Annotated in this window: 26 protein-coding genes and 1 pseudogene; 16 read left to right on the top strand and 11 right to left on the bottom strand. The window is 72.4% G+C overall.

Annotated elements, in window-relative coordinates; all coding sequences use genetic code 11:
• Positions 1-21 precede the first annotated feature (21 nt).
• Both ACFVQZ_RS15005 and ACFVQZ_RS15000 read left to right on the top strand, forming a co-directional pair.
• A complete protein-coding gene (locus tag ACFVQZ_RS15005; protein ID WP_321193223.1) occupies positions 22-1173 on the top strand; it encodes a SpoIIE family protein phosphatase in 1152 nt (383 codons plus the stop codon).
• Between the two features lie 114 nt (positions 1174-1287).
• On the top strand, positions 1288-1731 hold the full coding sequence (locus ACFVQZ_RS15000; RefSeq protein WP_383622389.1) for an ATP-binding protein: 444 nt from the start codon (positions 1288-1290) through the stop codon (positions 1729-1731).
• Between the two features lie 30 nt (positions 1732-1761).
• Here the strand turns inward: ACFVQZ_RS15000 and ACFVQZ_RS14995 are convergent, their stop codons facing one another.
• Positions 1762-2019 carry a WhiB family transcriptional regulator gene (locus ACFVQZ_RS14995; RefSeq protein WP_030496657.1) on the bottom strand — a complete coding sequence of 86 codons (258 nt, stop codon included), beginning with the start codon at positions 2017-2019 and terminating at the stop codon, positions 1762-1764.
• A 443-nt stretch (positions 2020-2462) separates the two neighbouring features.
• Between ACFVQZ_RS14995 and ACFVQZ_RS14990 the strand changes: the two genes are divergently transcribed.
• From ACFVQZ_RS14990 to ACFVQZ_RS14975, 4 genes are all read left to right on the top strand, one after another.
• Positions 2463-3818, top strand: coding sequence for an APC family permease (locus ACFVQZ_RS14990; protein ID WP_051788120.1), 1356 nt, complete (start codon positions 2463-2465; stop codon positions 3816-3818).
• Positions 3819-3968: 150 nt separating this feature from the next.
• On the top strand, positions 3969-4133 hold the full coding sequence (locus ACFVQZ_RS14985) for a hypothetical protein (protein ID WP_383622385.1): 165 nt from the start codon (positions 3969-3971) through the stop codon (positions 4131-4133).
• 3 nt (positions 4134-4136) lie between these two features.
• A complete protein-coding gene (locus tag ACFVQZ_RS14980; protein WP_383622382.1) occupies positions 4137-4664 on the top strand; it encodes a metallophosphoesterase family protein in 528 nt (175 codons plus the stop codon).
• 587 nt (positions 4665-5251) lie between these two features.
• Positions 5252-5635: an SH3 domain-containing protein gene (locus tag ACFVQZ_RS14975; RefSeq protein ID WP_030496654.1), complete on the top strand. Its 384-nt coding sequence runs from the start codon at positions 5252-5254 to the stop codon at positions 5633-5635.
• 226 nt (positions 5636-5861) lie between these two features.
• On the opposite strand, the gene ACFVQZ_RS14970 is transcribed toward ACFVQZ_RS14975, so the two are convergent.
• Both ACFVQZ_RS14970 and ACFVQZ_RS14965 read right to left on the bottom strand, forming a co-directional pair.
• On the bottom strand, positions 5862-6593 hold the full coding sequence (locus ACFVQZ_RS14970; protein WP_383622378.1) for a response regulator: 732 nt from the start codon (positions 6591-6593) through the stop codon (positions 5862-5864).
• A complete protein-coding gene (locus ACFVQZ_RS14965; RefSeq protein ID WP_383622375.1) occupies positions 6590-7513 on the bottom strand; it encodes a sensor histidine kinase in 924 nt (307 codons plus the stop codon). Before ACFVQZ_RS14965 ends, ACFVQZ_RS14970 begins: the two co-directional genes overlap by 4 nt.
• Before the next feature lie 149 nt (positions 7514-7662).
• Between ACFVQZ_RS14965 and ACFVQZ_RS14960 the strand changes: the two genes are divergently transcribed.
• The 3 genes from ACFVQZ_RS14960 (at position 7663) to ACFVQZ_RS14950 (ending at position 11335) form a co-directional block, all read left to right on the top strand.
• Entirely contained in the window at positions 7663-8373 is a 711-nt protein-coding gene (locus tag ACFVQZ_RS14960) for an ABC transporter ATP-binding protein (protein WP_383622372.1), read from the top strand.
• Positions 8370-10673 carry an ABC transporter permease gene (locus ACFVQZ_RS14955; protein ID WP_383622369.1) on the top strand — a complete coding sequence of 768 codons (2304 nt, stop codon included), beginning with the start codon at positions 8370-8372 and terminating at the stop codon, positions 10671-10673. The genes ACFVQZ_RS14960 and ACFVQZ_RS14955 overlap by 4 nt, the downstream gene beginning before the upstream one ends.
• 185 nt (positions 10674-10858) lie before the next feature.
• Positions 10859-11335 carry a hypothetical protein gene (locus ACFVQZ_RS14950; protein ID WP_383622366.1) on the top strand — a complete coding sequence of 159 codons (477 nt, stop codon included), beginning with the start codon at positions 10859-10861 and terminating at the stop codon, positions 11333-11335.
• A gap of 19 nt (positions 11336-11354) precedes the next feature.
• Here the strand turns inward: ACFVQZ_RS14950 and ACFVQZ_RS14945 are convergent.
• Positions 11355-13017, bottom strand: a pseudogene (locus ACFVQZ_RS14945) (IS1182 family transposase).
• Between the two features lie 136 nt (positions 13018-13153).
• On the opposite strand from ACFVQZ_RS14945, the gene ACFVQZ_RS14940 reads away from it, so the two are divergent.
• Positions 13154-13675 (top strand): GNAT family N-acetyltransferase, encoded by a 522-nt coding sequence (locus ACFVQZ_RS14940; protein ID WP_383622363.1) that lies wholly within the window; start codon positions 13154-13156, stop codon positions 13673-13675.
• A gap of 438 nt (positions 13676-14113) precedes the next feature.
• On the opposite strand, the gene eno is transcribed toward ACFVQZ_RS14940, so the two are convergent.
• Positions 14114-15445, bottom strand: a complete 1332-nt coding sequence (gene eno, locus ACFVQZ_RS14935) for a phosphopyruvate hydratase (protein ID WP_383622360.1) — start codon at positions 15443-15445, stop codon at positions 14114-14116.
• A 167-nt stretch (positions 15446-15612) separates the two neighbouring features.
• Here eno and ACFVQZ_RS14930 point away from each other — a divergent pair, with 167 nt between their 5' ends.
• Positions 15613-16035: a MarR family transcriptional regulator gene (locus tag ACFVQZ_RS14930; RefSeq protein ID WP_030496645.1), complete on the top strand. Its 423-nt coding sequence runs from the start codon at positions 15613-15615 to the stop codon at positions 16033-16035.
• A gap of 392 nt (positions 16036-16427) precedes the next feature.
• Here ACFVQZ_RS14930 and ACFVQZ_RS14925 read toward each other — a convergent pair whose 3' ends face one another.
• The 3 genes from ACFVQZ_RS14925 to ACFVQZ_RS14915 form a co-directional block, all read right to left on the bottom strand.
• Positions 16428-17312: a hypothetical protein gene (locus ACFVQZ_RS14925; protein ID WP_383622357.1), complete on the bottom strand. Its 885-nt coding sequence runs from the start codon at positions 17310-17312 to the stop codon at positions 16428-16430.
• 515 nt (positions 17313-17827) lie between these two features.
• Positions 17828-18199, bottom strand: coding sequence for a DUF4259 domain-containing protein (locus ACFVQZ_RS14920; protein WP_383622355.1), 372 nt, complete (start codon positions 18197-18199; stop codon positions 17828-17830).
• Between the two features lie 823 nt (positions 18200-19022).
• Entirely contained in the window at positions 19023-19409 is a 387-nt protein-coding gene (locus tag ACFVQZ_RS14915; RefSeq protein WP_383622352.1) for a hypothetical protein, read from the bottom strand.
• Positions 19410-19689: 280 nt separating this feature from the next.
• On the opposite strand from ACFVQZ_RS14915, the gene ACFVQZ_RS14910 reads away from it, so the two are divergent.
• Positions 19690-20394, top strand: coding sequence for a hypothetical protein (locus ACFVQZ_RS14910; RefSeq protein WP_383622349.1), 705 nt, complete (start codon positions 19690-19692; stop codon positions 20392-20394).
• Positions 20395-20546: 152 nt separating this feature from the next.
• The gene (locus ACFVQZ_RS14905; RefSeq protein WP_030496638.1) at positions 20547-20999 is read left to right on the top strand and encodes a hypothetical protein; all 453 of its coding nucleotides are present in this window, start codon (positions 20547-20549) and stop codon (positions 20997-20999) included.
• Positions 21000-21334: 335 nt separating this feature from the next.
• Here the strand turns inward: ACFVQZ_RS14905 and ACFVQZ_RS14900 are convergent, their stop codons facing one another.
• On the bottom strand, positions 21335-22261 hold the full coding sequence (locus ACFVQZ_RS14900; RefSeq protein ID WP_383622346.1) for a LysR substrate-binding domain-containing protein: 927 nt from the start codon (positions 22259-22261) through the stop codon (positions 21335-21337).
• On the opposite strand from ACFVQZ_RS14900, the gene ACFVQZ_RS14895 reads away from it, so the two are divergent.
• Entirely contained in the window at positions 22242-22946 is a 705-nt protein-coding gene (locus ACFVQZ_RS14895; RefSeq protein WP_383622343.1) for a hypothetical protein, read from the top strand. The genes ACFVQZ_RS14900 and ACFVQZ_RS14895 overlap by 20 nt on opposite strands.
• On the opposite strand, the gene ACFVQZ_RS14890 is transcribed toward ACFVQZ_RS14895, so the two are convergent.
• On the bottom strand, positions 22871-23524 hold the full coding sequence (locus tag ACFVQZ_RS14890) for a hypothetical protein (protein ID WP_383622340.1): 654 nt from the start codon (positions 23522-23524) through the stop codon (positions 22871-22873). The genes ACFVQZ_RS14895 and ACFVQZ_RS14890 overlap by 76 nt on opposite strands.
• A gap of 133 nt (positions 23525-23657) precedes the next feature.
• On the opposite strand from ACFVQZ_RS14890, the gene ACFVQZ_RS14885 reads away from it, so the two are divergent.
• Both ACFVQZ_RS14885 and ACFVQZ_RS14880 read left to right on the top strand, forming a co-directional pair.
• Positions 23658-24584, top strand: a complete 927-nt coding sequence (locus tag ACFVQZ_RS14885; RefSeq protein ID WP_383622337.1) for an ABC transporter ATP-binding protein — start codon at positions 23658-23660, stop codon at positions 24582-24584.
• Positions 24581-25438, top strand: a complete 858-nt coding sequence (locus tag ACFVQZ_RS14880) for an ABC transporter permease (RefSeq protein WP_383622335.1) — start codon at positions 24581-24583, stop codon at positions 25436-25438. The genes ACFVQZ_RS14885 and ACFVQZ_RS14880 overlap by 4 nt, the downstream gene beginning before the upstream one ends.
• Here the strand turns inward: ACFVQZ_RS14880 and ACFVQZ_RS14875 are convergent.
• Positions 25353-26054 carry a hypothetical protein gene (locus tag ACFVQZ_RS14875; protein WP_383622332.1) on the bottom strand — a complete coding sequence of 234 codons (702 nt, stop codon included), beginning with the start codon at positions 26052-26054 and terminating at the stop codon, positions 25353-25355. The two genes, ACFVQZ_RS14880 and ACFVQZ_RS14875, sit on opposite strands and share 86 nt — an antisense overlap.
• Positions 26055-26114 lie beyond the last annotated feature (60 nt).

The following is a 26114-nucleotide window of genomic DNA, read 5'->3' as shown; positions in this document are numbered from 1 at the left end:
ACGGGTCCGGTGGATCGACACGTGACAGTGGAAAGCGCACTGCGCGGGGCGGCACCACACCTCCTCCTGGACTCCCTCCGTACCAGTCTCGCGGACCTGTACGCCGCGACCTCCGCCGACCTGCTGCTCGTCGACTACGGATTCACGACCCTGCGCCCCGTGGCGCCCGTCCAGGCACCTGCGGGAACGCCGCACGCCCCCTTGGACTCGGGTCCCGCCGGCCGCGTCTTCCGCACCCAGCAACCATATCTTTTCCGTGATGTCGGGCCCACGGCGACCATTTACCTCCCCGTCACGGTCCGCGGCGACCGGTACGGCGTCCTCGTCGTCACCCTGCCCGCCGACCGCTCCGGCCCGCACACCACCGCGAGCCTCGCCCGCGTCGCCGAGACCCTCGGCCACGCGCTGCGCGTCGCCGACCGCCACACCGACCTGTACCGTCGCACCCGCAGGACGCACGCCCTCAGCGTCGACGGGGAGATGCAGTGGGACACCCTGCCGGGCCGGGCCTGCACGGGCCCCGCCTTCGACCTCCACGCCCACTGGGAGCCCGCCTACACCTCCGGCGGACACCTCCTGGACTGGAGCGCCACCGAACGGGACCTGGTGGTCGTCGTCGCCGACGGCGCCGGCCCCGGCACCCCCGCAGCCCTGGCGACCACCCTCGCCCTGACGGCGCTCCGCAACGCCCGGCGCGCCGGACTCGACCTGGTCACCCAGGCCAGCCTCACCGACCAGGCCCTCTACGGACAGTTCCGCGGGAAGCACCCGCTCGCCGCCCTGCTGCTCCGGCTCGACCTGACCACCGGCGAGGCCGAGGCGGTGGACGCGGGCTCCCCGGCGCTCTGGCGCGTCCGCTCCACCGGCACCGCACGCATCGACCTCGACCGCCAACTGCCCCTCGGCATGTTCGAGGACACCGTCTACACCCCCCAGCGCCTGCGCCTGCGCCGCGGCGACCGGCTCGTCTTCGTCGCCCACGGCACCCCGGAGCCCCCTTCCGGCGACGGCCACGAGGCGCCGGACGGCCCCGTCGCCCGCGCCCTCACCGGCGACGGCACCCAGGAGGGCGCGGACGTCCCCCGGGCCGTGGTCCGCGCCCTCCGCGCGGCTCCCCGTGGCGTACCGGACGCCGTCCTCGTACTCTGTCTCGACTGGCACGGGTCCCCCTGACACGCTGTCGGCGGGTGTGATCCGCGTTGCGGTCGGTGTGGGAACCGCGAAGAGGGGAAAGGCGGGTACGAGGAGCCCGGCCGACGGCCCAAGGACGAGGGGAGTACCAGCGCGATGACGGACACGATCGCCGCGGACCGCCCGACCCCGGAGCCCCTGCTGTCGGCGGGAGTCGTCTACGACGAGGCCGCCCGGGTGGGAGCGATGGCCGCCGCCCGTGCCTTCACGGCCGAGTTCCTGGCGGCCGCCTCGGATGTGCTGCCGGGGCCGGTCGGGGAGGAGCGGGTGGAGCTCGCGCAGCTGGTGGTCAGCGAGCTGGTCACCAACGCGGTCCGGCACACGTCCGGTCCCTGCCGGCTGCTCTTGGAGCTGGGCCCGGAGGCCCTGGACATCTCGGTGTTCGACCAGGAGGCCGCCGTCCCCGTGCAGCGCGGGCACGACCCGCTCCGGATCGGCCAGCACGGCGTCGAGATCGTCGTCGCCATCTGCGGCGGCGTCACGGTGGAGCCCGCCCCGGAAGGAAAGCGCGTCCGCGCCCGCCTCCCCCTCCAGCCGTAGCGTCCCGGAGGGCCGGGGCCCGGGGGCCGGTCACCGCCGGTGGTCCGCCTGGCGTCTGACCCGGCGCTTCCGCGCACTCCGCTCGCCCTCCGTCAGACCGCCCCACACGCCCGACGGCGGATGCGCCTGCGCCAGGGCCTCGGCCAGGCACGGCTCCCGCACCGGACACCGCCGGCAGACCTTCTTGGCCTCCTCCGCCTGGGCGAGGGCCGGAGCCCCGGTCCCCACCGGGAAGAACAGATCGGGATCGACCTCCAGGCAGGCCGCGTCCGCGCGCCAGCCGTCCATGTGAGCCTCCTGCACATGCGTAGGGAAACGGTCCCCGTTCGCATGACCGTTCCTCCGCCCGTGAAACGGGACGGGACGGCTCCCGGCCTCACCGAGGCCCACGGCGCGCACCCCGCGGCACGGGGGCGACGCTCCACCACGCCATCGACACACCCACACCGAGCAGCAGGACCAGAACCAGCATGACCGGCACGACGGAATCCTTCCGGGGAGCGGACCGCGTTCGAGAACCCGGCTGACCGCGAACCCCCCGCCCAAACGCCTTCCGCGTCACGAATCCGGAAGACAGGGGCCGGCGCAGGCGCGGTGACGCGCACGGGGCGCCTCCAAAGCCGACACTCTGCCGAAAGTCCCGTTTGCCCCCGTCCTGCGCGGTCAGAAGCCCTCTGTCCCGAGGGAGACGACAGACGTCCCCGCCCCGACGACAGAACAGACGAGACCCCATGCCTTCCCGCCCCCGAGACACCGGCGGCGCGCCTCAGCCGCTCCGCCAGGTCCTCACCACACGCCTGCTGTACTTCTTCATCCTCGGCGACGTCCTCGGCGCGGGCGTGTACGTACTGATCGGGGAGGTCGCCGCCAAGTCGGGCGGCGCCGTGTGGGTACCGCTCACATGCGCGCTGCTCCTGGCGCTCCTGACCGCCGCGTCGTACGCCGAGCTGGCGACGAAGTACCCGAGAGCCGGCGGCGCCTCCCACTACGCCACGCGCGCGTACGGCCCCGCCGTGGGGTTCTTCGCCGGATACTGCATGCTGGCCGCGGGCATCGTGTCGGTCGCGGCGCTCGCCCGGGGTTTCGCCGGCGACTACCTCGCCGCCCTCGTGACCGTGCCGGTGGTCCTGGTCGCGGTCCTCTTCCTCGTCCTGCTGGCGCTGCTGAACGCCCGCGGCATCCGCGAGTCCACCCGGCTGAACACGCTCGCCACCCTGATCGAGACCAGCGGCCTGCTGCTCATCGTGGGACTCGGCGTGTGGATCGTCCTGCGGGGCGACGGCGACGTGGGCAGGCTGACGCAGCTCGGGACGGAGTCCGCCTCGCCCACGGCGGCCGTGCTGGCGGGAGCCGTACTCGCCTACTACTCGTTCGTCGGCTTCGAGACGTCCGTGAACGTCGCCGAGGAGACCCTCGACCCGGCACGCTCCTACCCGCGGGCCCTCTTCGGAGCCCTCGCCACCGCGGGCCTCGTGTACGCCGCCGTCGGCGCGGCGGCCGCCGCCGCCGTGCCCACCGCCACCCTGGCCACGTCCGACGGCCCCCTCCTGGAAGTGGTGCGGGCGGCCGGAGCGGTACCGCCGCGGCTGTTCGCGTTCATCGCGCTGGTCGCGGTGGCGAACGGTGCCCTCCTCACCGGCATCATGACGTCCCGGCTGGCGTACGGGATGGCCAGGGAGGGCCTCCTGCCCGCGTTCCTCACCCGCGTCCTCCCGAACCGGCGCACTCCCTGGGCCGCCATCGCGGCGACGACCATCGTCTCCGCGTTCCTCGCCGCGACCGGCGAGGTCGACGTCCTGGCGGGCACCCTGGTGCTGCTCCTGCTGGTCGTCTTCTTCCTCGTGAACACCGCGGCCCTGGTCCTGCGGCGTGACCGCTCCGCCCCCGCCGACCACTTCCGCGCCCCCACGGCCGTACCCGTGCTCGGCGCCCTGTCGTGCGTCGTCCTGGCGACACAGATCGAGGCGGGAGTCTGGGTGCGCGGGCTGGTGCTCATGGGCGTGGGCGCCGGCCTCGGCATCCTCATGCTGCGACGGCGCGGACGACGGACGACCGCAGACCAGGCCGCCCGCACCCCCGTCCGCTGACAGGCCTCACGCCCCAGGGGCACGCGGCTCGCCGCCTGCCCGAGGAATGGGGCGAGGTGACCCGGGTAGTCGCGGTCGCGGGACGGCGAGCCGCCAGGCCCGGTCACCAGGACCCGCCGCCACCGCCCCGACCGACACGAAGGACCACCCATGAGCGAGCAGACACCGTCCCAGGCCGAGGGCGAACGCGAGCCCGGGACGACGGACGTACCGCCCTCGTCCGAAGCCGCCGAGGCGCCCCGTACGACACCGTCACAGGCGGAGGGCGAGAGGACGGACGAGGAGGCCGGCTCCGAGGAAGCGAACGAGGACTGAGGCGTGGACGGGACGCCGGTCCACCGCCCCGTCCGGCTCCTGCTGGTCTCGGACACCCACGTACCCCTCCGTGCCATACGGCTCCCCGACGAACTGCTGCGTGAGGTGGACCGTGCCGATGTCGTCATCCACGCCGGGGACTGGGTCGATACGGCCACCCTCGACCTCCTGGAGCGCCGCGCGCCACGCCTGATCGGCGTGTACGGCAACAACGACGGCGCGGAACTGCGCGCGCGGCTGCCGGAGGTGGCCCGCGTCGAGCTGGGCGGTCTGCGGTTTGGCGTCGTCCATGAGACGGGGCCGGCGCGGGGCCGTGAGGCGCGCTGCGCCGCGCTCTACCCGGATGTCGACGTCCTGGTCTTCGGCCACAGCCACATCCCCTGGGACTCGGAGGCACCCGGTGGCCTCCGCCTTCTGAACCCGGGATCGCCGACGGACCGCAGACGACAGCCCCACCGCACGTTCATGACCTGCGCAGTGGTCGACGGCACGCTCGGCGAGCTCGTCCTGCACCGTCTGCCCGCCCGCTGACAGGCTTCTCCCCGAGCTGCCTGGCCGAGCGGGCGGGAGCGAGCGGTCACCGATCGCGCTGCTCACGTCTGGTCCGGCCCGCCACCACGCCGCGAGCCAAGGACGCCGACACAGCGGGCCCTGACGCGGCCCCCGCCGGGATGGTCGCGGCGCGCCGCGTGCCGTACCGGGCCAGGTCCAGGCTCCTGCCGGCCGGCAGCCGCCGGTCACCGGGACGACGTACGCGAGTACTCGGCGACCGTGAAGGGCCGCACGGCCGACCGGACGCGCGACAGGGCCGAAGTCCGGCCACCGCGCGGCGACCGACAGGGGCGCAGCATGACGCGTAGTCGTGCCCGATCGGCCGGATCGGCGCCCGCGCGGTGCGGAAAGGGTGTGCGCGGGGCATCGAGGGTGACGGCCCGTCAGGTGTGTCGCCACGGCGCGGTCAGGCGCGCCGCCCGGAGCCGTACCCGTGCAGACCTGCCGTCGCGCGTCAAGGCCGCCCCGTACGTGGGGGAGTGACCAGGAATCGGCTTCCGGGGACCGGCCGTGGCGATGAGGATGCCGGTGCGCGTTCCCGTTCCACGACAACGGAAAGGAAAGCCATGCGCACCCGATGGACAGCGACGGCCGCCGTCGCCGGAGCGGCCGCCCTGCTCGCCCTGACCGGGACCACCGCCCACGCTGCCGAGCCGGAGAGGGCGGCGGCCCCTGCGGCACCGCCGCAGGTCCTGAACACCCAGGTCCACGCCTGGCTGCAGGCCAACGTCCGCGCCGAGCCGAACACCAGCAGCGAGATCCTCAGCTACGTGTCCCCCGGCAACACCTACAGCGCGATCTGCTGGACCTACGGCCAGACCGTGACCCTCGCCGGGTACACGAGCAGCAAGTGGGTGCTCATCGACCGGACCTGGCCCAAGCAGAACGGCTACGTCACGGCGATCGCGCTCAGCGGCGACAGCACCGGCGGCGTCCCCAACCGCTGCTGACCCGCCACCGCGCCGACCACGGCGGCGGGGAGACACCTCCCCGCCGCCTCGCCGTGTCGGGAGAAGTCGATGGGCGCCTTCACCCCCTCTTGCTGCATTCCGAGCCGCTGCGGCCCCACCGCCACCAGAGGATCGAGTACCTCTGCGACAGTCCTGCCATCGGGGAGCGGTGCGGAGTAGCGTCGGGGCGATGGACCGGGCGTCGAGGCTCCCCGTGGCGTGTGCTTCAGCCGTTGGGGTCCCCTGGCAGGACCAGTCCTGTCTCGTAGGCGAGTACGACCGCCTGGGCCCGGTCGCGCAGGGAGAGCTTGGCGAAGATCCGGGCGACGTGGGTCTTCACGGTGGCTTCGCTCAGGACCAGTTCCGCGGCGAGCTCGGCGTTGGAGAGACCGCGGCCCATCAGGGTCAGCACCTCCAGCTCGCGCGGTGTGAGAGGAGCGAGATCACGAGGGGCGGCCGGTGGTACGGACGCCCGGCTGCCGGATCCCGCAGGGACGGGGTCTGCACCCGGGGCGAAACGCTCGACCAGTCTGCGGGTGATCGACGGGGCGAGCAGGGCGTCGCCGGTGTTCACCAGGCGTACCGCGGCGGCCAGGTGCGCCGCCGTCACGTCCTTGAGCAGGAAGCCGCTGGCGCCGGCGGTGAGCGCGGCGTAGACGTACTTGTCGAGGTCGAAGGTCGTCAGCATGATCACCCGGCATTCCGGGGCCTGGTCGAGGATGCGGCGGGCGGCCTCCAGGCCGTCCATGCCGGGCATCCGGATGTCCAGCAGAGCGACGTCCGGCCGCAGCCTGCCGACCAGCTCGACCGCCTCGGCGCCGTCCGACGCCTCGCCGACCACGTCGATGCCACGGGCGGTGAGGATCAGCCGGAATCCCGTGCGGACCAGCTCCTGGTCGTCGGCGATGACCACCCGCAGGTCCGGTTCGCCGGAAGCCGGCACGGTGGAGGCCGTCACGGCCGGTCCAGCGGGATCCGGGCACGGACACGGTACCCGCCGCCGAGCCGGCGCCGGGCGTCCAGATCACCGCCGTACACCGCCACGCGCTCGCGCAGACCGACCAGGCCGCGGCCCGCACCACTCGCCCGCCCCGGCCGGCCGCCACCTGCCGTGGACCGGCCGTCTGCCGTGGGCCAGTCACCTGCCGCGGACGGGCCGTCTGCGCCCCCTGCCGCGTACCCGTCCTCCAGCAGCACGCTCCGCCCGCTGTTCAGGACCTCGACCCGCAACCAGCGTTCCGCGTACCTCACGGTCACCTCCGCCTTCGCTCCGTCGCCGTGTTTGAGCGCATTGGTCAGTGCCTCCTGGATGATCCGGTACGCCGTGACGTCGATCCCGACCGGCAACGGACGCGGTTCCCCGGAGATCCGCACCTCGACCGGCAGGCCGGCGAAGGAGATCCGGTCGATCAGCGCGCTGAGCCGGCTGAGGCTCGGCTGCGGGGCGAGGGCGGGCCCGGCATCCCCGGCGTACGGTCCGTCCTCGCCGTTCTGGGCGGGGGCGAGCAGGCCGAGCAGATGGCGCAGCTCCGTCATCGCGTCCCGGCCGGCCGCTTCGACGGCGCCCATCGCGGCCGCCGCCTCGTCGGGCATCGTGGACAGCACCTCGCGGGCCGCGCTCGCCTGGACGACCATCAGGCTGACGTTGTGGCTGACGATGTCATGCAGTTCGGCCGCGATCCTGGCCCGTTCGGCGTCGACCGCCGCGGTGGCGGCGCCCTCCCGCTCCCGCTCCAGCAGCCAGCCGCGTTCCTCCAGGGCCGCCCGGTGGCGGCGCCGCGTCCGGACGAGTGCGCCGGCGAGCACGACGACCGCGGCAAGCGCCGCGGACAGCGCGATGACCAGCCAGCCCGCCGCCGAAGAGTCGGAATCCCCCATGCCGCAAGCATCGCAGCCGGCCCGGGCGGCTGCCTCGTCCTGCGGGACGGTCGCCGTACATCCGTGGAATGACCTGCCCGACGGTCTCGCCGGACAGTTACATCCCGTGAGGGACGATCCGGTCGCCCGGCCGCTCCTACATTCGGGCCATGACCACAGATCACGATCGAGCGGGGCAGGTCGTCGTCCAACTGGACGACGTGCACAAGGAGTACGGCGACACCAAGGCGCTGGACGGGCTGGACCTGGAGATCCGCGCCGGTGAGGCGGTCGCGGTGATGGGCCCGTCCGGCTGCGGCAAGTCCACCCTGCTCAACATGGTGGCCGGCCTCGACCGCCCGACCGCGGGCACCGTGCGGGTCAACGGCGAGGACCTCGGGCGGCTGAACGAAACCGGGCTCGCGCTGTTCCGGCGCCGCCAGGTCGGCATGATCTTCCAGTTCTTCAACCTGATCGACGACCTGCCCGCCCTCGACAACGTCGCCCTGGCCGCCCAGCTCACCGGCACCTCCGCCCGGCAGGCCCGCCGCCGCGCCCTGGAACTCCTGGACGAGCTCGGCGTCGCGGACCGCAGGAACACCTACCCGGCCGCACTGAGCGGCGGCGAGCGCCAACGGGTAGCCGTGGCGCGGGCCTTGATGAACCGGCCGGCGCTCCTGCTGGCCGACGAGCCGACCGGCGCGCTGGACAGCCGGTCGGGCGAACAGGTGATGGACCTGCTGATCGACCTCAACCAGATCGGCCAGACCCTGCTGATCGTCACCCACGACCCGCAGCTCGCCACCCGCTGCGCGAGCCGCCTGGTCGAGGTCGCCGACGGCCGCGTCGCCCGCGAGAGCACCCTGGAGCGGCTCGGATGAGCGCCGTGTGGAGCGCCTCGCGCGCCGCGGTGAAGCGCCGGCGGGTGCAGACCTTCGTGATCGGCCTCGTCGTCCTCTGCTCCTCGGTGACGGTCCTGCTCGCCCTGTCCCTGCTGAGCGCCGCCTCCGGCCCCTTCGAGCGGGCCTTCGCCCAGCAGCGCGGCGCGCACGCGGTGGTCGCCTTCGACGCAGCCAAGGTTGCGCACGACCGGCTGGGCGCGACCGCCCGCCGGCCCGGTGTCGAGGCCGCCGCCGGGCCGTTCGCCCAGGCGGTCGTGACGGTCACCGAGGACTGGCTCTGGATGGGCCCGGGGGCCCTCACCGTGGTGGGCCGGGCCGACCCCGCGGGCCCGGTGGACCGGCTGCACCTGCTGGCGGGCCGATGGGCCACCGCCCCCGGTGAACTCGTCCTGAACTGGCCGGCCGGCGGGGGACCCAACCCCGCGTGGCTGGGCCAGGAGCTGCGGTCGCCCGGTGCGCCGGCGCTCACCGTGGTCGGCTTCGCCGCCTCCATGAGCAAGTCCGCGAACGCGTGGGTCACCCCCGAGCAGGCCAAGGCCCTGCACCCGGCCTCCGCCCAGATGCTCTACCGGTTCACGGCCACCGGCTCCGAGGCGCAGCTGCGGGACGACGTGGACCGCGTCACGGCCGGCCTGCCCGCCGACGCGGTGACCGGCACACAGACCCACTTCACGCTCGAGCGGGCCTTCTCCGCACAGGCCGAAGGCTATCTGCCCTTCATGACGCTGTTCGGCGTGCTCGGCCTGCTGGTGTCGGTACTCATCGTCGGCAACGTGGTCAGCGGCGCGGTCGTCTCGGGCCACCGGCACATCGGCATCCTCAAGGCCCTCGGCTACACCCCGAACCAGGTGGTCGCCGTCTACCTGACGATGCTGTCCGTGCCGACCGCAGGCGGCACGGTGCTCGGCACCCTCGCAGGCACCCTGATCACCCAGCCGGTCCTCCGCATCGCCTTCTCCGGCATCGAGACCGGCACCGCGTCGCTCGACACCAGCCCCTGGCTCCCCGTGGTCTGCCTGCTCGGCCTCCCCGCACTCGTCCTCCTCACCGCGCTCGTCCCCGCCCTGCGCGCGCACCGGCTGCCCGCCGCCCGGGCGATCTCCGCCGGCAGCGCCCCCAGCACCCGGCGCGACCTGCGGGTGCAGCGCCGCCTCAGCGGCTCCCGGCTGCCGCGCGCGCTCAGCCTGGGCATGGGCCAGCCGTTCGCCCGCCCCGGCCGCGCTCTGCTGACCATGGCGGCCATCGCCCTCGGCGTCACCACGGTCACCCTCACCACCGGTCTGACCGGCACCATGCTCGCGTACGGCGAGAGCGGCAAGGGGGAGGGCGGCACCCTCCACGTGCAGGTGGGCTCCGAGGCCGGCGGCCGGACGCCACCGGTGCTCGGGGACGCCGAGATCGAGCGGCGCCTGCGGGTGGTGCCCGGGGTGGCGACGGTGACCGCGCGTACGTTCACCAAAGCGGGCCTGGCCGGTGCGGGCGGCACCGTCTTCGTCGACTTCTACCGCGGGGACCGGGGCGACTCGGCCGAACCGATCGTCCGGGGACGCCGGCCGAACGCACCGGGGGAGGTGGCGGCCGGCCCGGTCTTCCTGGCCCAGCACGGCTTCGCGGTCGGTGACCGGACCACGCTCCACCTGGAGGGGCGACAGCTGCACGTCACCTTCGTCGGCATGCTGGCCCAGGGCAACGCCCAGGCGATGGAGGCCACCTGGCAGGCGCGGGACGCACTCGCCCCCCAGGCCGAGGCGATCGAGTACGTCGTCCGCCTCGCCCCCGCCGCCGACGCGCAAGCGGCCCGGACGGCCGTCGCCGCCATCGACCCCGGCCTGCACCCCGAGCTGAAGAGCCCGGGCAACGCGGCCACCACCACCGTCGTCGGCTTCTCCACGGTCTTCACCGTGCTGATCTCCGCCGTCGCCGCACTCGGCGTCTTCAACACCGTGCTGCTGAACACCCGCGAGCGCCGACGCGACCTCGGCATGCTCAAGTCGATCGGCATGACACCCCGCCAGGTCGTCCTCATGACGGTGACCTCGGTGGCCGGCCCCGGCCTGGTCGCCGGCCTCGCCGGCATCCCGCTCGGCATCGCCGCCCACCGGCTGCTGCTGGACCACGTGGGCTTCATCGTCTTCCCGGAGTCCATGAAGGACGTCTACCACCTGCCCCAGCTGGCGGCGCTGGCCCTCGCGGGCGTGGCGATAGCCGTCCTCGGCGCGCTGCTGCCGGCCCGCTCGGCGGCACGGCTGACCATCGCCAGGGTCCTGCACAACGAGTAGAGACACACGGTCCTCTCATGAGGCGCTCTGCGAGGGAGGTGGGGAGCGCCGGCGCCGTTCAGTCGCTTCCCGCCCCCGGCCCCCCCGCGAATGCCGGACACCGTTGGTTGATCCTGTCCGCAGACTCCCCTCCGTCCCGGGGCAGGCGTCTTCGCCCAGCCCCGGGGGATAGGTAAGTTGAGCGGATGTTCGAGAGGGTGAGTGCTGAAGAGTCGGAGCGCCTGGAGGCGCTCGCGTCGCGGGTGCGCAATGAGCTGGCCGCTGCTGGTCTTCCTGTGCTCACACCCGGGCTGGATCGCGTTCTGGCCAGTGGCGCGGAGGTGGAAGTCGACGAGGGGGCCGACGCGGCCGGCGGCGTGTATGTGGGCTGGGTGATCAGCCCACGCCTGCGGGAGTGCACGAATCGTGCCTTCCGCCTTCGGCTGCTGGACGATCCGCTGCTGCGCCACTCCAGCGAGATCGCGGCCGCGATGATGCACGCGATGGCCGCGATCCTGGCGTCTGCCGGATTCGCTGTCCAGGACGCGAATGACGAGTACCGCCCTCACCAACTGCGGGTGACCGACGGGCCCGCCCGGGCCGTACCCATGTGGGCATTGCGCGACGAGGAAGTGACCATGTCCGGCCGACAGGCAGCCAGTCCAGTCGATCGTGCCGAATGACTTGCGCGGTATGTGGCGCTTACTCGGTAGGCCGGAGGGCTGCCAGGTGTGATGTGCGCGTGCGAGCGCGTGGGGTGTCGGTCCACCAGGCGTTGAGGCGGTGGAAGTTCATCGCGGTGGCGGTGAGCTGGTGCTGCAGCCGGGCCTTCGCCAGGCCGTGACACGGGCATCGCCGCAGGGCCGAAGGCGCGCACTCCCTGGGAGATCGTGACTGCGACACCGGCCCGGTGCGCGTACAGCTCCTTCCACTCCGGGGTGTCTTCCTGAGCCCGCGCCTGCTGAATCACCTCCTGCTCCGCCTGCGGGCGGAGGGTGATCCGGCGCCCCGTGTCCGACTTGCTGTTGGAGCGAGTGCACTGCTCTCGGGCCTCGCAGGGACGGCAGGCCGCCGATGGGAACCGTGCCCGGACCACGGCCGCCCCTTGCTGAGAGCGGTCTTCCCGCCAGTGGCTGGTGGTAGTGCCGTTGGGGCAGGTCACCCGGCGGGTCTCCCAGTCGACGGTGAAGTCGGCCTGGGAGAAGCCGCCGCCGTCCTTGGTCTGCCAGCTGGTGGAAGCGAGGATTGGGCCCACCAGATCGACCCTGTGATCCCGGCGGGCGGTGACCACCTCGCGAGCGGTCGCGCAGCCGGCGTCAACCAGGTGCCGCTCGGGCAGGAGGCGCCGCTCGGCAAGGTGAGCGTGGATCGGGGCGATCAGACGCACGTCCTGGACGGAGGAGTCAGTGGTGGCAACGTGCGTGATCAGGTTCGGGCTGTCCGGCTCGCAGGTCTCGGTGAGATGGACCTTGTAGTCGTCCCAGAAGATGCCGCGCTTTTCACGCTCCCCTGGACGTCGGTGTCGTAGCGTCACCAGTCGCTCCACGCCCGGCGGGCGTCCTTGAGCTCGCGGCGGCGGACCTGCCCGTCGTCGACGAAGTACTGCTGGATCCACATCTGCCGCAGCGTCTGGACCCGGTCGAGCAGCCTCAGGGACGCAGGGGCATCGGGGGCGTGCAGGGCCGCACGCAGCCTCAGCCCGTCGGCCCCGATCTGCTCGATCAGCTCCGTCTGCTTCGCCTTCCCCTTGGGCAGGCGGGTGTCCTCGAACCGGATTGCATACCGGCTGAACCAGTCGGACGGAACCCGGCCGGCCAGCCACTCCGGCTCGCGGGCAGCCACGCTGTTCAACGCGGCCCGCAGGGTCTCACCGAGCCGCACCAGTCCATTGATCTGCCGGGCCGTGGACAGCACGATCGTTGAGTCCGCGCGAACACGCCCGCCCGCCTTGAGCAGGCCGCGCTCCGCGGCGGCACCAAGGACCCGGTCCAGGAGCTCGATCCCGACGCCTCCCGCGATCAGTCGGTCCCTGAACTCGGTGAGCACCGAGTGGTCGAAACCTGCATCGGCCAGCTCCGGCCCCAGCACGTACTTCCAGTCCAGCCGCCCGCACACCGCGTCTGCGGCCTGCCGGTCCGTCCGACAGACCCTCGGCGAACTGCATGGCCGACACCAGCGCCAGTCGGCCCGGCGACCACGCCGGCTTCCCTCTGCGTGGATAGAGGTCGGCGAAGTCCTCGTCAGTGAACAGCTCGCCCAGCTCATCCCGGTTCCGCATGGCCAGGCTGTCCTTCGGGAACGCGGCCCGTGCCACCCGGGCCGTCTCCTCAGGCACCCCGCCGATTTTCCTCGCGTGCAGCGACACCGACACCCTCCCCAAACGCAACGTCGGCCTTCACGACCACAACGGGTCATGAAGCCGACGTCACGCTCGTCCCCGATTCGCCAGCAGCGTCAATGCCGTGGCGGGGCCCCGGCCCATCGTCGTAGTGTCAGCTGGTATGGCCGCGGACAGCCGTCACCACACACGTGTCTTCACCGAACTTGCGACAGCTGTGCCCGAATTGACGTTGTGTGCGCTCACTGCCGGGCGCGCCGATGAATACCACGCGCTCATCGTCCGAAATCGTGAACACCTCACCCAGTACGGCGATTACGAGGCGCTGGCCGCATCGGACTACGCGACGGCACATGCCGAGCTGCTCAGCGACCCGGGCCCGTCCCTCCGCTGCGGCGTGCTTCTTCGCGGCGCCCTGATCGGCCGTGTCGACCTTGTGGCCGTCAACCCGCCCAAGTACGGCTTCGGATACTGGCTCGACCACGAGGCGACAGGACACGGGTACGCCACCGCGGCCTGCCGTGCGCTGATCGAGTACGGAGCCGCCGTACTGGGCGCCACCGATGTGTTCGCGGGCGTCACCCACGGAAACGGCAAGAGCAGCGCCGTACTGACCCGGCTCGGTTTCGAGGTCGCCGAGGTCTTCGAGACCTACACCCGATACCACCGGGTCCTCGCCGCCTGACCTGCGGAGTTCCAGGCACGCACCCCTTGCCGTTCCTGCCCCGGCCCGTATCGACGGGCTCTCCAGCCGCACGGTGACCGCGATTCACCATGCCGAGATCCGCTGCCTGGACAAGGGCCTGTTGCCTGGTGACACGCAGACGGCGTTGCGGGGTTACCAGTGGTTTCTGGCCCGTCCGGGCCGTTACCTGTACCTGACCGCGACGATATGCGGCTGCTACGAGTGCGGCCTGACGGAGGACGTGGCGATTGCGCGGAACAGGCAGCCCGGGAAGTGGTTCAGGGTTCCTGGAGGTGGCGTACGAGAGGGCAGGAGAGGTCCGTCCTATGCCCCGGTCAGCAAGATTGCGGGTCGGTACGTCAGGGCCGCCGGGGGTGGACAGGGCGAAGGGGCCCGCAGCCGTTGCCGGGGCCCCTTCGTGAACGTCCGGGTCCGTCGTCAGGCGCGGCGCAGTGCGGTGCGGCCCGCGTAGCGTGCCGCGTCGCCGAGTTCCTCCTCGATGCGGATCAGCTGGTTGTACTTGGCGGTGCGGTCGGAGCGGGAGAGGGAGCCGGTCTTGATCTGCCCGCAGCCGGTCGCCACCGCGAGGTCCGCGATCGTGGTGTCCTCCGTCTCGCCCGAGCGGTGCGACATGACGGCCGTCCAGCCGGCCTCGTGCGCGGTGGTCACGGAGGCGAGCGCCTCCGTCAGGGTGCCGATCTGGTTGACCTTGACCAGGATGGAGTTGCCGACGCCGGTGCGGATGCCTTCGCGCAGCAGGGCGGTGTTGGTGCAGAAGACGTCGTCCCCGGTGAGCTGGCAGCGGTCGCCGACGCGGGCGGTCAGTTCGCGCCAGCCGTCCAGGTCGTCCTCCGCCATCGGGTCCTCGATGGAGAGGATGGGGTAGGCGTCGATCAGCTTGGCCAGGTAGTCGGCGTTCTCGGAGGGCGTACGGCGCACTCCCTCGCCGGCGTAGTCGTACACCCCGTCGCGGAAGAACTCGGAGGACGCCGGGTCCATGATCAAGCCGATGTCGGCGCCGGGCCGGTAGCCGGTGCGCTCGATGGCGGCCATCACGAAGTCGAGTGCTTCTTCAGCGGTACGCAGCGCGGGCGCGAAGCCGCCCTCGTCACCGACGCCGGTGGAGTGCCCGGCGGCCAGCAGGTCGCGGCGCAGGGTGTGGAAGACCTCGCTGCCCATGCGGACGGCTTCGGCGAAGGTCTCCGCGCCCACCGGCGCGATCATGAACTCCTGGAAGTCCAGCGGGTTGTCGGCGTGGGCGCCGCCGTTGACGATGTTCATCATCGGCAGCGGCAGCAGGTGCGCGCCGTCCCCGCCGAGGTAGCGGTAGAGGGGCAGCCGGTGGGCCGCCGCGGCGGCCTTGGCGGCGGCGAGGGAGACACCGAGGACGGCGTTGGCGCCGAGCCGCGACTTCGTGGGGGTGCCGTCGAGGGCGATCAGCGCCGCGTCGAGCCCGGCCTGGTCCGCGGCGTCGCGGCCACGTACCGCCGCCGCGATCTCCCCGCTGACGTGGGCCACCGCACGGTCGACACCCTTGCCGTGCCAGCGCCCGGGGTCTCCGTCGCGCAGCTCCACGGCCTCCCGGACGCCGGTGGAGGCGCCGGAGGGGACGGCCGCCCGCCCCAGCGAACCGTCCGCGAGGACGACGTCGACCTCGACGGTGGGGTTGCCGCGGCTGTCGATGATCCGGCGGGCGGTGACGGTCTCGATGGTGGTCCCGGCGGCGGTGCCGGGGTTGGTGCCGGTGGTGCCTGCTTCCTGTACGGACATGCGAGGTCCTTCCCGTGGTCGTGTGCCGGGGCCATGCTGCGACGACGGCGGCGCCCGCCCGGCACCGAAACCTTACAGCAATGCTGCGCAGTTTTGCTGTGCAGTACGGCTGCGCAGCACGGTGCCCGCCGGTCCTGGCCCGTTCCGGCGGCGGGTTAAAGTGCCCTATGCCCACCCCGGAAGCCGCCGCCATCGCCGTCGAACTGCGCACCGCGATGGGCAAGCTCACCCGACGCGTCAAGCACGAGGACCGCATCCCGCTGGGCCAGGCCGCCGTGCTCGGCGCGCTCGACCGCAACGGCGCCATGACCACCAGCGACCTCGCCGCCGACCAGCGCGTCCGCCCCCAGTCGATGGCCCGGGCGGTCGGGCTCCTCATGGAGCAGAACCTGGTCACGCGCCGGGCCCACCCGACGGACGGCCGCAAGTCGCTGATCGAACTGTCGGAGGCGGGCCGGGTCGCGCTCGAAGCGGAGCGCGGCCGCCGGGCCGGCTGGCTCGCGCGGGCCATCGAGGCCGAACTCACCGACGAGGAGCAGGCGCTCCTGGCCCGCGGCGCCGCCCTCCTGGAACGCCTCGCCGCCCACTGAGGCGTTGCCGGTGGCGGTTCACGCCCGCACGAACGGCACCACGCGGCTCGCGCCGCTGTTCAGGGTTTGGCCGACGTCGGTGCTCAGGGTTGTCCAGCGGCTTCGGCCGCTGCTCGCGATCGAGCCGGAAGCGCGCCCGGCCGACACGTGCGGCATGTGGATCGCGGTCCGTCGACCTCGGCGAGGTCGCCGGAACGAGCGACTGACGAACGAACGCCGCGGGCGCACGGTGACCACCCCGTGCGCCCGTCCCGCCGCCTGCCTAGCCTCGCGAGGTCGTCCGACACGTGGCCCGGAGGTGGTGGCACAGGGCGACGGGGAGCGGTCCGTCCGCACCGGTCGCTTCCCGCCCCGGGGGAGGGGAACCGTGGCGCCCCTGTCCGTGCCCGCCCTCACCCGGCGGAGCCGACCGCCCGCAGCGGGCCGACGTGCTCGCGCGGGCCGAGATCGGCGGCGATGACCTGCAGCACGTCGTCGGCGAGCTGACGGGGGTGGGCGGTCTCCCAGGTGCTGCTCAGCGTGTCGTGGCTGTCGCAGACCACGGTGCCGTCGGACAGCTCTCGGCAGTCCGATCCCCTGATCAGCCACCACTCCGAGTCGCCGCGCTGAACGTCGTACCGTTCGTCCCCGACCCGGATCGTGATGCCGCAGCCACACCCGAACCCGTCGCCGCGCTCCTCGAAGTCACCGTCCTCGTGGGCCCGCTTCAGCGTCACCGCCTGCCCGTACTGCTCGGTGAGCAGCCCCGCCACGGCCGCCACGGTCTCGTGGGCGTCGGCCGGCACCGGAGCGGACCCGGGCGCGGCGTGCAGGGCGCGTACGGTGGGGGAGGCGTGCTGGTCTGCCAGGGCGTGCAGCTGCTCGGAGACCGTCCGCAGTGCGGCCAGGGCGTCGGCAAGGTTCGCCCGCTCGCCCGGAGCGGCCGGGGCGGGCACCTCGGCCTCGCCGCGCTCGGCGATCCGGCCGACCGCCCGGCCGAGCTCGGCCAGGGCGTCGGCGGTGTGCTGGATCTGGACGAAGAGGGCGGAGGCGACCGTCGCGGCGTCGCGCGGGGTGTAGAGGGACCACGGATGCGACAGCGCGGTCACGGCGGCCCCTGCGGTCTCGGCGGCGGCGCACGCCATCTCCACGGAGTCCCGGGGATCACGCACCCCGTACTCGATCAGGGAGCGCGTCTCCTCGACGAGGTCGCCGTATTCGTCGGCAGCCTGCTCGTACAGGACGCCGAAAGGGGCGTCGTCATCGAAGGCGGCTGCCGGGTTCTGGTGGGTACGCATGCCCGGATCCTTCCAGGGACGCAGCCGCCGACGAGCCGCGTTCGAGAGGCGTGCGAACCCTTTTCGCCGCGTGGGCACTGGACGCCGTCCAGCCCGGCAACTCCCTGGAGAGCAGTGTGAGTCCGGCCGCCCATGGAGATCGGCGGGTTCACGGTCGCCTGTCGTCAGTGCCGGGGCGGACGACGCGGCCCCAGTATCGACAACGGACGGGCTCGGACCGGGCCCGCGACTTCCTGAGACAGGCGCAGCCCTTCCGCCCGCCCCGTCCTCCTGGGACTGCCGTAGCCGCGAGCCGGCGCTCGAACCACGGAGCCGGACGAGATCATCGCCGGCGCGGCATGCCGCGGAGCAGACTTCGACCGGGTCCCGCCGGACTGGCGAACGTCCGTCGACGCGACGGGCAGCACCCGCGTCGACCGGTGGCACCACGTCGCCGAGAGCACCTGCGATCCCCACCGCGGGGCGTCACGGCCCGCACCACCGCCAGCCCCCCCTGCATGCACCCCCCCGGTCGGTCACCCCACCACGCCGACGGCCTCGGCCAACTGGTCGAACGTGCGGTTCAGCACGGCCCGCCGTTCTTCTTTATGACCGGGAGCGGGCTCCAGACCGTCGATGGTGCTCTCCCAGACAGCCATGTAGACGTTCTTCCACTCCTCGACCACCTGGGGCTGTGGAAGGTTGCCGGCACCATAGCCGGACCGAGCGAACAGATGCAGGAGCTCCACGTTGCACGGCACGACGACGCCCCCGTACTCGTCGGGCTCGATGGCGACAGGATCGCCGGCTGTCCACTCGGCGACTTCGGTGACGAGACGGCCGATGACATCCGACAGGTAGTCCGCTGCGGTGTCGTTATCGAAGTTCCCGCTGCCCCACGTGCCCACGAGGTCTCCTTGCGTGGCGTTGTCGCCTGGCGCCCGTCGTACCAGGCCGGACGGCCGATACTGTCAGAAGGCACGGAGCGGCGACTGACCGCCCCGGCTTGGCGGCCAAGGCCGGGGCCGTCGAGGCGTCCCAGCCACGACCAGGGCCCCAGCACGTGGGACGTCGGTGCGCGCGGGCCGGACGGGGTGGAAGGCGGCAAGGTCGTCCCCGACCGCCCCGCGCCCCATCTCGCTCCCCGACCCCCCGGTGCCGTGGGACACGGCGACCAGCGGGGTGGGCACGGCCCGCCCCCCGTCCGGCTGCCACACGTACAGACGGACCGGACGCGGCCGGCTCGGATCCCGCAGATCGGCTCGGGAGGCGTCGTACAGGACACGTACCAGCGGCTGTTCGGGCCTGGAGATCGTCATGGTGCCATCGTAGGGAGGCCTCATGAACGCGCGTGGCCGATGGGAGGTTGGGGCGCACCAAGCGGGATTGGTCAGACACGGTCCAGGACACGGTGGCGCGGCGCTGGGCGTGCCCGATCTCGACCTCGGCGGTCGTTCCGTCGGCGTACGGGACGGTGCAGCGCTGACCGGGGCCGGCACCGTACTTTGCGCACGTACCGACCGGCGTACGACGACGGGGCGCCTTCGGCGGCGGGATAGCGGCCTTGCTCTTCGCGGCGCGGTTGCGGTCGGGGCGCTGCGGACGGGCCTTGGGGTCGCACCGGCGGTGCACCGGCTTGCCCCGCGCCGCACCACGTTCCCTAGGAGGGCAGGTCGGGCGTGGCGACGTGGCTCTCGCCCTTCCGCCCGCCGCGGCGCTGCGACGCACGAGTCATGTCGCAGAGCGTAGTGCGGCGAGCCGGAGGGATCCGACGGCAGGGGACCCAGTGTCGCCCCGGCCGCCGATGCCGGGCCCGGCCTGTGGTCCCGGGCCGTGGTGGCCACCGTGGACGCGGAGGCGGTCCGCGCGGCGCTGCGCGGACCGGTCGGCGCCTGGGCGGCGACGGAGGAGCTGACCGCCGCGCCGGGTAATCCGCTGCCGCGGTGCCGGCCGCGCGTGACTCCGGCCGCGATCGGCCACCTCGTCCGCGCCGGTCTCCTCGTCCGCGCCGGTCTCCTCGTCCACCTCGGCGGCGAGCCGGCCTACACGGACGTGCACCCCGATCAGGTCGCCGCCCTCGGCCGCCGCCGCGATCTGCCCGCGCTCCTCGACCGTCACTTCCCCTCGGCCCCGGCCAGGCCGCCGTACGGCTCGGTGTCCGCTGCACCGACCTGGACCAAGTGGTGCGGCTCGGCTGGATCACGTCCACCGGCACGGTGGACGTCGACTGCAAGCGGCACGGGGGGTGTGACCGCCGTCCCGCTGTACTCCGCCGAGGACGTCGCGCTTCTGCCCGTCACCCGCCCCGCCGTCGACTGGCACGCCCTGCGCACCGTCCCCGCCGGCCACCGCTCACCGCTCGCCGCCCTTCCCCCCCACCGACCCCGCCGAAGACGTGGTGCTGTCGGCGGAAGTCGCCCGGATCGCCGGCGTGGGCCGCGCCGCCGTCGTGCACTGGCGCCGCCGCCACGCCGACTTTCTCGACCCCGCCGGCGGCACCACCGTCCACCCCACCTTCGCCCGCTCCGCCGTGGTCGCCTGGCTCCTCGCACACGACAAGATCGCCGTACCGTCCACCGTCCCGAACGCCACCCTGCACCTGCGCCCCGCCGGCCAGGCGCCCCACCGGTTCCGTCTCGCGGACCCCTGGCTCACCCTCAGCGGCGACCCGGAAGGCGAGGACCGGCTCACTGGGTGGACGAGCGACGTCGACGCCGACAGCCTCGCCGTGCTCGCCGCCGCCGACGCCTCCGTCAGCCGGTTGACCGCCAGCGGCGTACCCCCGCTCGCCATCCCTGGCCACGTCCGCGCCATCGACCGATTCAGCCCCCGGAGCGGGCGGACTGCGCGTCACCCTCGCGTGGCCGAGCCACCTGCGCGGCCACGCCGCCCGCACCCACGCCGACGGACTCATCCGCCACGCCCGCCCGTACACCGTCCACGGCGCCACCTGCGGATGCGCACAGCGGACCTGCGGCGGCATCACCCCCGCCCCCTACTGCCCCGACTACGGCCGCGCCGCCGAAACCGCCATGGAATGGCACCCAGCCGGCGGCATCGTCTGCGCGCCCGCCTCACCCGCCCCGCCACCGCCCTCGCCTGACACCCCGGCTGCCGCAGGCCGCACAGGCAAGGGGACAGCACCGGCCACCGGGAACCCTGTGCGCCCCCCGGTGGCCGGTGCCGGCTCACTCGGGCGGGTGGTGTGTGCGGGCAAGGCGTCTCCCCGCAGGGGTCTCACTCGGTTGCCTGATCATGAAACGGATCCTGAACACCGCCGCCGCCACCGCCCTCGCGCTGCTCCTGGTGACCGCCGGCGCCGCGCCCGCCCCGGCCGCGTCGTACAAGTACGGCCGGGAGAACGCCTGCGGTAGCGGCGGCAAGGGACTGGGGTGCAACCCGGGCATCGTGGTCAAGCACTGGCACAAGGCAGGGGCCAAGGCGCGCGGCGTCGGATGGGTGTACGCCTCCACCAATGAGACCGCCGGCAAGCGGAAGTATCACGCCCGGTGGCTGTACCAGCGGCCCGGAGGCAAGCTCGCCGCCGCCACCGGATGGAAGCGCGCCAAGCGCTTCTCGGACGACGCAACGTTCGTGGAAACGTCGTGGGGGAAGGACGGCCGGACCGGCCCCCAGTACCCGGTCAACACGAAGATCTGCGTGCAGATCAAGGAGACCGGCAAGAAGGCATGCGTCCGCCTGCGCTGACGCCACCGCGGGTCAGACGACCGGTGGTCGTCCAGCCCGGATGAGGCGAGCGACGGTACGTCAGCTCATGGGCGCGCGGCGGCCCTGGCCGCCGCGCAGCTCCTCGCGGCGGTCGTTCATCGTCAGAACGACGGCACCGACGCGAGGGACGCCCGTGCTCAAGGCCGGGTCCTGCTCCGCGCCGGGCCCCGGCGCCGGGGGCTTGGCGTCATGGGGGAGACTGCCCACCATCCGTGAGACGGCTTTGCGCGTCCGAGGTCTTCCCGGGACCCGGCCGACCCCGCCCACGGCGCCGACGGCCTTCGCTCGGGCAGGGTGATGATCCGGGAATTGACCTAGGCGGCTTCCCACCAGCGGCCGGAGGTGCCGCCGTGGGCGTGGCCGTGCAGCAGGGACAGCAGGGACCGGAGAGCGGCGGTGGGCCGTCGGGACGCCGGCCAGGCGAGGACCGCGGTGCACGGGGGAAGGTCGGTGACGGCGACGTAGCGGACACCTGGCCTGGGCATCAGGGCCCGGCAGCTTTCGGAGATGAAGCGGATGCCGTGTCCGAGGCCCGCGTGGGATACGCAGGACTCCAGGGTGGTCGCCGCGTGGTGGGTGTACCGCACGGGCGTTCCGTCGGGGCGCGGGTCGGCGGCCCAGAACTGGCGCCACTCCCGGTCGACGTGCGGCGAGAAGCCGATCACGGGCAGTCCGGCCAGCTCGGAGAGGGACACGGACTCCCGTGTGGCCAGCGGGTGACTGTCCGGCAGGCACACGAAGCGTGGTTCCGTTCCCAGCGCGAGCGTACGGATCCCCGTCGGCACGGGGCCGTAGCACACCACCGCATCGACCCGGCCCTCGCGCAGAGCCGTGAACTGCTCGACGTTGTCGACGTCCTGCCAGGTCACCTCGGGACCGCCGTTCCGCTCGCGAAGCCCGTCGAAGAGGATCCGCAGGGCGGGGAGGGCTGACATGTAGGACGCCAGCGCCACCTGGCGGGAACCCGCGTGGGCGGTGGCCGACGCGCTGTCGCACAGATCCTCGACGGCGTCCACCACGGCCCGTATCCGGGGCAGGAGGGCCTGGCCGGCCGCGGTCAGCTCGACGTGCCGTGTGGACCGCTCCACGAGAGTGACACCCAGCGCCTCCTCCAGGGCGCGGATCTGCCGGCTGAGCGCGGGCTGGCTGATGTACATCCGTCGGGCCGCCCGTCCGAAGTGCAGCTCCTCCGCGAGGGCGAGCAGAAGACGTAACTGATGCGTGCTCGGATCCGTCGTCATCGTCTCCCCCGCCGGGACGGTCGATCACCTGCGTCCATGCTGTCAGCGTATCAATCGCCCTTTCCGCCGCATCAGTTGGCCCTTCCAGAACGTCAGGGAAAGGCCTCAGGATGAGAAGCGCAGCAACCACATCAGGGAATGCGGCCTCCTCGGCTCCATTCTCTACGGGGATGAAAGGCAAGAGGTGTTCAAAAAGATCAGAGTCACACGGGGAATGTCCGTCCTGGCGGCGACCACCGCCCTGTCCGCCGGCCTGCTGACGGGGGCGGCGCACGCCGATTCGCATGCGGACGCGCACCCGGCCGCACAGCCCTCCGCCGTACAGCGCGGCGGGGGCGGCTTCTACTGGAAGTGTCAGCATCGGAGCTGGAAGAGCGCCACTGACCGGGGCGGCCGGGACTCGTGGATCCTGCACGAGTCGCCGAACAAGAAGCAGCGCGCCGGAATGAAGTTCTGGGCCGACGGAGAAAAGATATCGGTCTGGAACAACAGCAACATGGGAATGGAATACATGGCCTATTTCGAGGGCGCCAAGGGGCCGATGACGTGGTACTGGTTCCTGGAGCCCGGCGGGCGCCACTACACCGCTAACCTCTCCGTGGCCGAAGGTCACAGGGTGCAGATCGCGGTCGTTCCCTGGCAGATCACCCGGGGCGGCTGCGTCGACAACGGTGGTCGTACCTGAGTGAATTCCCGGGGCTCCGCCCGAAGGGCCGGGCCCCGGGACCGTCCTCTCGTCACTCCGACATCAGACCCGCCCGCCCCGCCTGGCGGACTCACGGCTCGCGAATGGCCGGTCATCCAGGCGGCGGCAAGGGCCAGGACGAGGACCGCGACCGTGCGGGCGAAGCCGTCTGTCCCGGTCCCAAGACGGGCGGCGAAGGCGACCTGTACGCCGAGCGTCGTGACGGCAGCGGTGACCGCGATGAGGCGAGGCCGGGTGGCCACGACGTATCCGGCGGCGAGGTCGTTCGCCAGAATCAGCAGATACACGACCTGCAAGAACGGAGTTGTCGTCGCCGTGACGTACGTACCCAGAAGCATCAGTGTCAGGGCCGGCAGCGGACGACGGCGCAGCAGTCCGAGAGGCAGGACCGTGACCGCGGCGGCCGACACGAAGGGCAAGCCAGGGGAGTCGAAAGGTGTGCCACGTGCCGCGAAGAACAGCGCGAACGGGTAGGCGATCGCCCCACACCAGGCCAGAGCCGCCCGCGCGGCCGGCCGCAGGCGCCAGGACAGCAGGGGACGCGGCTTGGCGGACATGGGGCGATCGTAATCGCCTGACCAGCGGCGGAACATTGGCCCGTGGGCGTACGCCCACGGGATACCGGGCATCTCGCGTGTGCAGCCGACGGGCCGATGCCGGACGGGCACTCTCCCCGGCACCGTTGGCCGGGTGATCGAAGTCAACGAACTGACCAAGCGATATGGCAAGGCCACTGCCGTCAACGGCCTGACCTTCACCGTGAGGCCCGGCCACGTCACCGGGTTCCTCGGTCCCAACGGTGCCGGCAAGAGCACCACACTGCGGATGCTTCTCGGCCTGACTGAACCCACCAGCGGCACCGCCACCATCGACGGTCACCTGTTCCGGGACCATCCGCGCGGCCTGCGCCACGCCGGTGCCCTGCTCGACGCCCATGACGTCCACGGCGGTCGCAGCGCAGTGGCCTATCTGTCCGCCCTGGCCCGCAGCAACGGCATCCCGCGGCGCCGGGTGGGCCATGTCCTTGAGGAGGTAGGACTAGCTCCTGCGGCCCGACGCCGCATCGGCGGATTCTCCCTGGGCATGAAACAGCGGCTCGGCATCGCCACGGCTCTGCTCGGCGACCCTCCAGTGCTGCTGTTCGACGAGCCGGTCAACGGCCTGGACCCGGAGGGCGTGCGATGGGTACGCGGCCTGTTCCGGCGGCTGGCCGCCGAGGGGCGCACCGTGTTCGTCTCCAGCCACCTGATGAGCGAGATACAGAACACCGCCGAGCACCTGATCGTCATCGGCCGGGGCAAGCTGATCGCCGACGAGAGCGTGACGGAGTTCGCGGCCCGCGGCACCCGCCAGAGCGTCACCGTGCGGACAGCCGACACCACCGGGCTGGCAGCTGTGCTCGAAGCCGAAGGCGCTTCGGTACAGCCGGACGACTCGGTCGCCGGCGCGGAGGAGTGGCTCACCGTGACCGGCCTGAGCGCGGCCCGCATCGGGGAACTCGCCTCCCACCACCGCATCGTGCTCCTTGAGCTGGCCACCCGCACCTCCTCGCTGGAGGAGGCGTTCATGGAACTCACCGCCGACAGCGTCGAATACCTCGCAGGAGAATCCCGATGACCTCTGCCACCACGCAGCAGACGGTCTCGACCGCCGTGCGCGCCGCCGAGCCCGGCGCCCGCTTCCGGGACCTCCTCGCCGCCGAGTGGATCAAGCTCTGGTCGCTGCGGTCCATTTCCTGGGCGTTCGGGGTCAGCGCGCTGGTCATCATCGCCATCAACATGAGTGCGGCCGTCGCGGACTACAACAACTGGCCGACCTACAACGCAGGGATCCGAGCCCTCTTCGTTCCCATCTGGGCCATGCGGGACGCCTTCACCATCGGCGCCTGCATGGTCCAGATACTCGCCACCGGCAGCATCGGCGCCCTTACGGTCGTCGGCGAATACAGCACCGGGCAGATCCGCACGACCTTCGCAGCAGTACCGGCCCGCCGATCGGTCGCAGCGGCCAAGATGGCCGTCGTGACGGCGGCCATGCTCGTCTACGGCATGGTCGTCGCGGGAACCTCGTTCAGCGTGACACAAGCCATCCTGTCCGGTCGGGGCATCGGACTGTCCCTCGGCTACCCAGGCACGCTCCGCGCCGTCGCCGCGTCCGCCCTGCTCGCTCCGGTGTGCGCGCTCGTCGGCATGGGACTCGGCGCCCTCATCCGGCACACCGCAACCACCCTCGTGACGTTCACCGGAATCCTTCTGCTGCTGCCGTTCCTCCTCAACGACCGCCACCGCTGGTCATCCGCCATCCTTCACGCACTGCCCCGCAGCGCGTGGGAACGACTGGTGCAGATGGGCGATCCCTTCGGATCGGCCCCCTACCCGGCGACCATCAGCGGGTCGTGGATCGTGTACGGGGCCTGGCCCCTCGCCGCAGCAGTCGTCGCTGCGGTCGCAGTCCGCCGGCACGATCCGTGAGCTCGCAGTGCCTGGCGCCAAAGGTGTACACCGGGCCGTTGCCGCAGGCTCTTGGCCCGTACGCGCGGGGGCCAGGCGGAAGTGTGACGGCCCCCGTGATCTTGCCTCGGCCCGGCTGTCGGGCCGGGAGGTCCGTCAGTCCAAGTCGGCAGATGCAATGGGCGACCGCGAGCGCGAAGTGGGGCACGGCGCCCAGCAGGAGTTCGGCCGCCGTGCTCGGATCCGGGGCGCTGCGCGCCTGCCCCAGCACCAGCAGACCGGTCAGCACCGCGGCGTCGAGGGCCTCTTCCAGGAGCTGGTCCGCCGCGAACTCGCCGTCGGCCGCGGGCTCGTGAACCAGGACGACCGCCTCCTGCGGATCCTCCCGCCAGCGGGCGGCGACGTCGGCGCCGGCGCTCACCAGTTCCATCGGGGCGAACTGTGCTGCCGACGGCATCGGCACGCCCCTCTTGCCGAGCAGGTCAGCCTCTTCCGCGCGTTCCTGGGCCTCGGCCACGGCGCATCGTGCCGCGTACGTCCGCTGGGCCTGTACCCGCTCCCGGGCCGCTGCGGCCGGCCACCGGGCGTCGTCCTCGGCGCGGGCCAGGTTCAGCAGGCCGACGGCGGTGAGGCTCACCTGGACGCACGGCAACCACCTTGACGGTCTCCTGGCCGGGCGCGGCAGCGGCGATGGGCC

The sequence above is a fragment of the Streptomyces sp. NPDC057854 genome (genome assembly GCF_042797055.1).
Taxonomy (GTDB): domain Bacteria; phylum Actinomycetota; class Actinomycetes; order Streptomycetales; family Streptomycetaceae; genus Streptomyces.
The sequence above is the reverse complement of the archived record's forward strand: the minus strand, read 5'-3'. Positions and strand labels throughout refer to the sequence as shown.

Excerpts from the sequence above, each read along its gene's own strand:
- eno (WP_383622360.1), bottom strand. The coding sequence starts at position 15,445 with ATGTCCGTACAGGAAGCAGGCACCACCGGCACCAACCCCGGCACCGCC.
- ACFVQZ_RS14930 (WP_030496645.1), top strand. The coding sequence starts at position 15,613 with ATGCCCACCCCGGAAGCCGCCGCCATCGCCGTCGAACTGCGCACCGCG.
- ACFVQZ_RS14880 (WP_383622335.1), top strand. The coding sequence starts at position 24,581 with ATGACCTCTGCCACCACGCAGCAGACGGTCTCGACCGCCGTGCGCGCC.
- ACFVQZ_RS14905 (WP_030496638.1), top strand. The coding sequence starts at position 20,547 with ATGAAACGGATCCTGAACACCGCCGCCGCCACCGCCCTCGCGCTGCTC.
- ACFVQZ_RS14955 (WP_383622369.1), top strand. The coding sequence starts at position 8,370 with ATGAGCGCCGTGTGGAGCGCCTCGCGCGCCGCGGTGAAGCGCCGGCGG.
- ACFVQZ_RS14995 (WP_030496657.1), bottom strand. The coding sequence starts at position 2,019 with ATGGACGGCTGGCGCGCGGACGCGGCCTGCCTGGAGGTCGATCCCGAT.
- ACFVQZ_RS14925 (WP_383622357.1), bottom strand. The coding sequence starts at position 17,312 with ATGCGTACCCACCAGAACCCGGCAGCCGCCTTCGATGACGACGCCCCT.
- ACFVQZ_RS14900 (WP_383622346.1), bottom strand. The coding sequence starts at position 22,261 with ATGACGACGGATCCGAGCACGCATCAGTTACGTCTTCTGCTCGCCCTC.
- ACFVQZ_RS14960 (WP_383622372.1), top strand. The coding sequence starts at position 7,663 with ATGACCACAGATCACGATCGAGCGGGGCAGGTCGTCGTCCAACTGGAC.
- ACFVQZ_RS14990 (WP_051788120.1), top strand. The coding sequence starts at position 2,463 with ATGCCTTCCCGCCCCCGAGACACCGGCGGCGCGCCTCAGCCGCTCCGC.
- ACFVQZ_RS15000 (WP_383622389.1), top strand. The coding sequence starts at position 1,288 with ATGACGGACACGATCGCCGCGGACCGCCCGACCCCGGAGCCCCTGCTG.
- ACFVQZ_RS14940 (WP_383622363.1), top strand. The coding sequence starts at position 13,154 with ATGGCCGCGGACAGCCGTCACCACACACGTGTCTTCACCGAACTTGCG.
- ACFVQZ_RS14965 (WP_383622375.1), bottom strand. The coding sequence starts at position 7,513 with ATGGGGGATTCCGACTCTTCGGCGGCGGGCTGGCTGGTCATCGCGCTG.
- ACFVQZ_RS14975 (WP_030496654.1), top strand. The coding sequence starts at position 5,252 with ATGCGCACCCGATGGACAGCGACGGCCGCCGTCGCCGGAGCGGCCGCC.
- ACFVQZ_RS14890 (WP_383622340.1), bottom strand. The coding sequence starts at position 23,524 with ATGTCCGCCAAGCCGCGTCCCCTGCTGTCCTGGCGCCTGCGGCCGGCC.
- ACFVQZ_RS14985 (WP_383622385.1), top strand. The coding sequence starts at position 3,969 with ATGAGCGAGCAGACACCGTCCCAGGCCGAGGGCGAACGCGAGCCCGGG.
- ACFVQZ_RS14950 (WP_383622366.1), top strand. The coding sequence starts at position 10,859 with ATGTTCGAGAGGGTGAGTGCTGAAGAGTCGGAGCGCCTGGAGGCGCTC.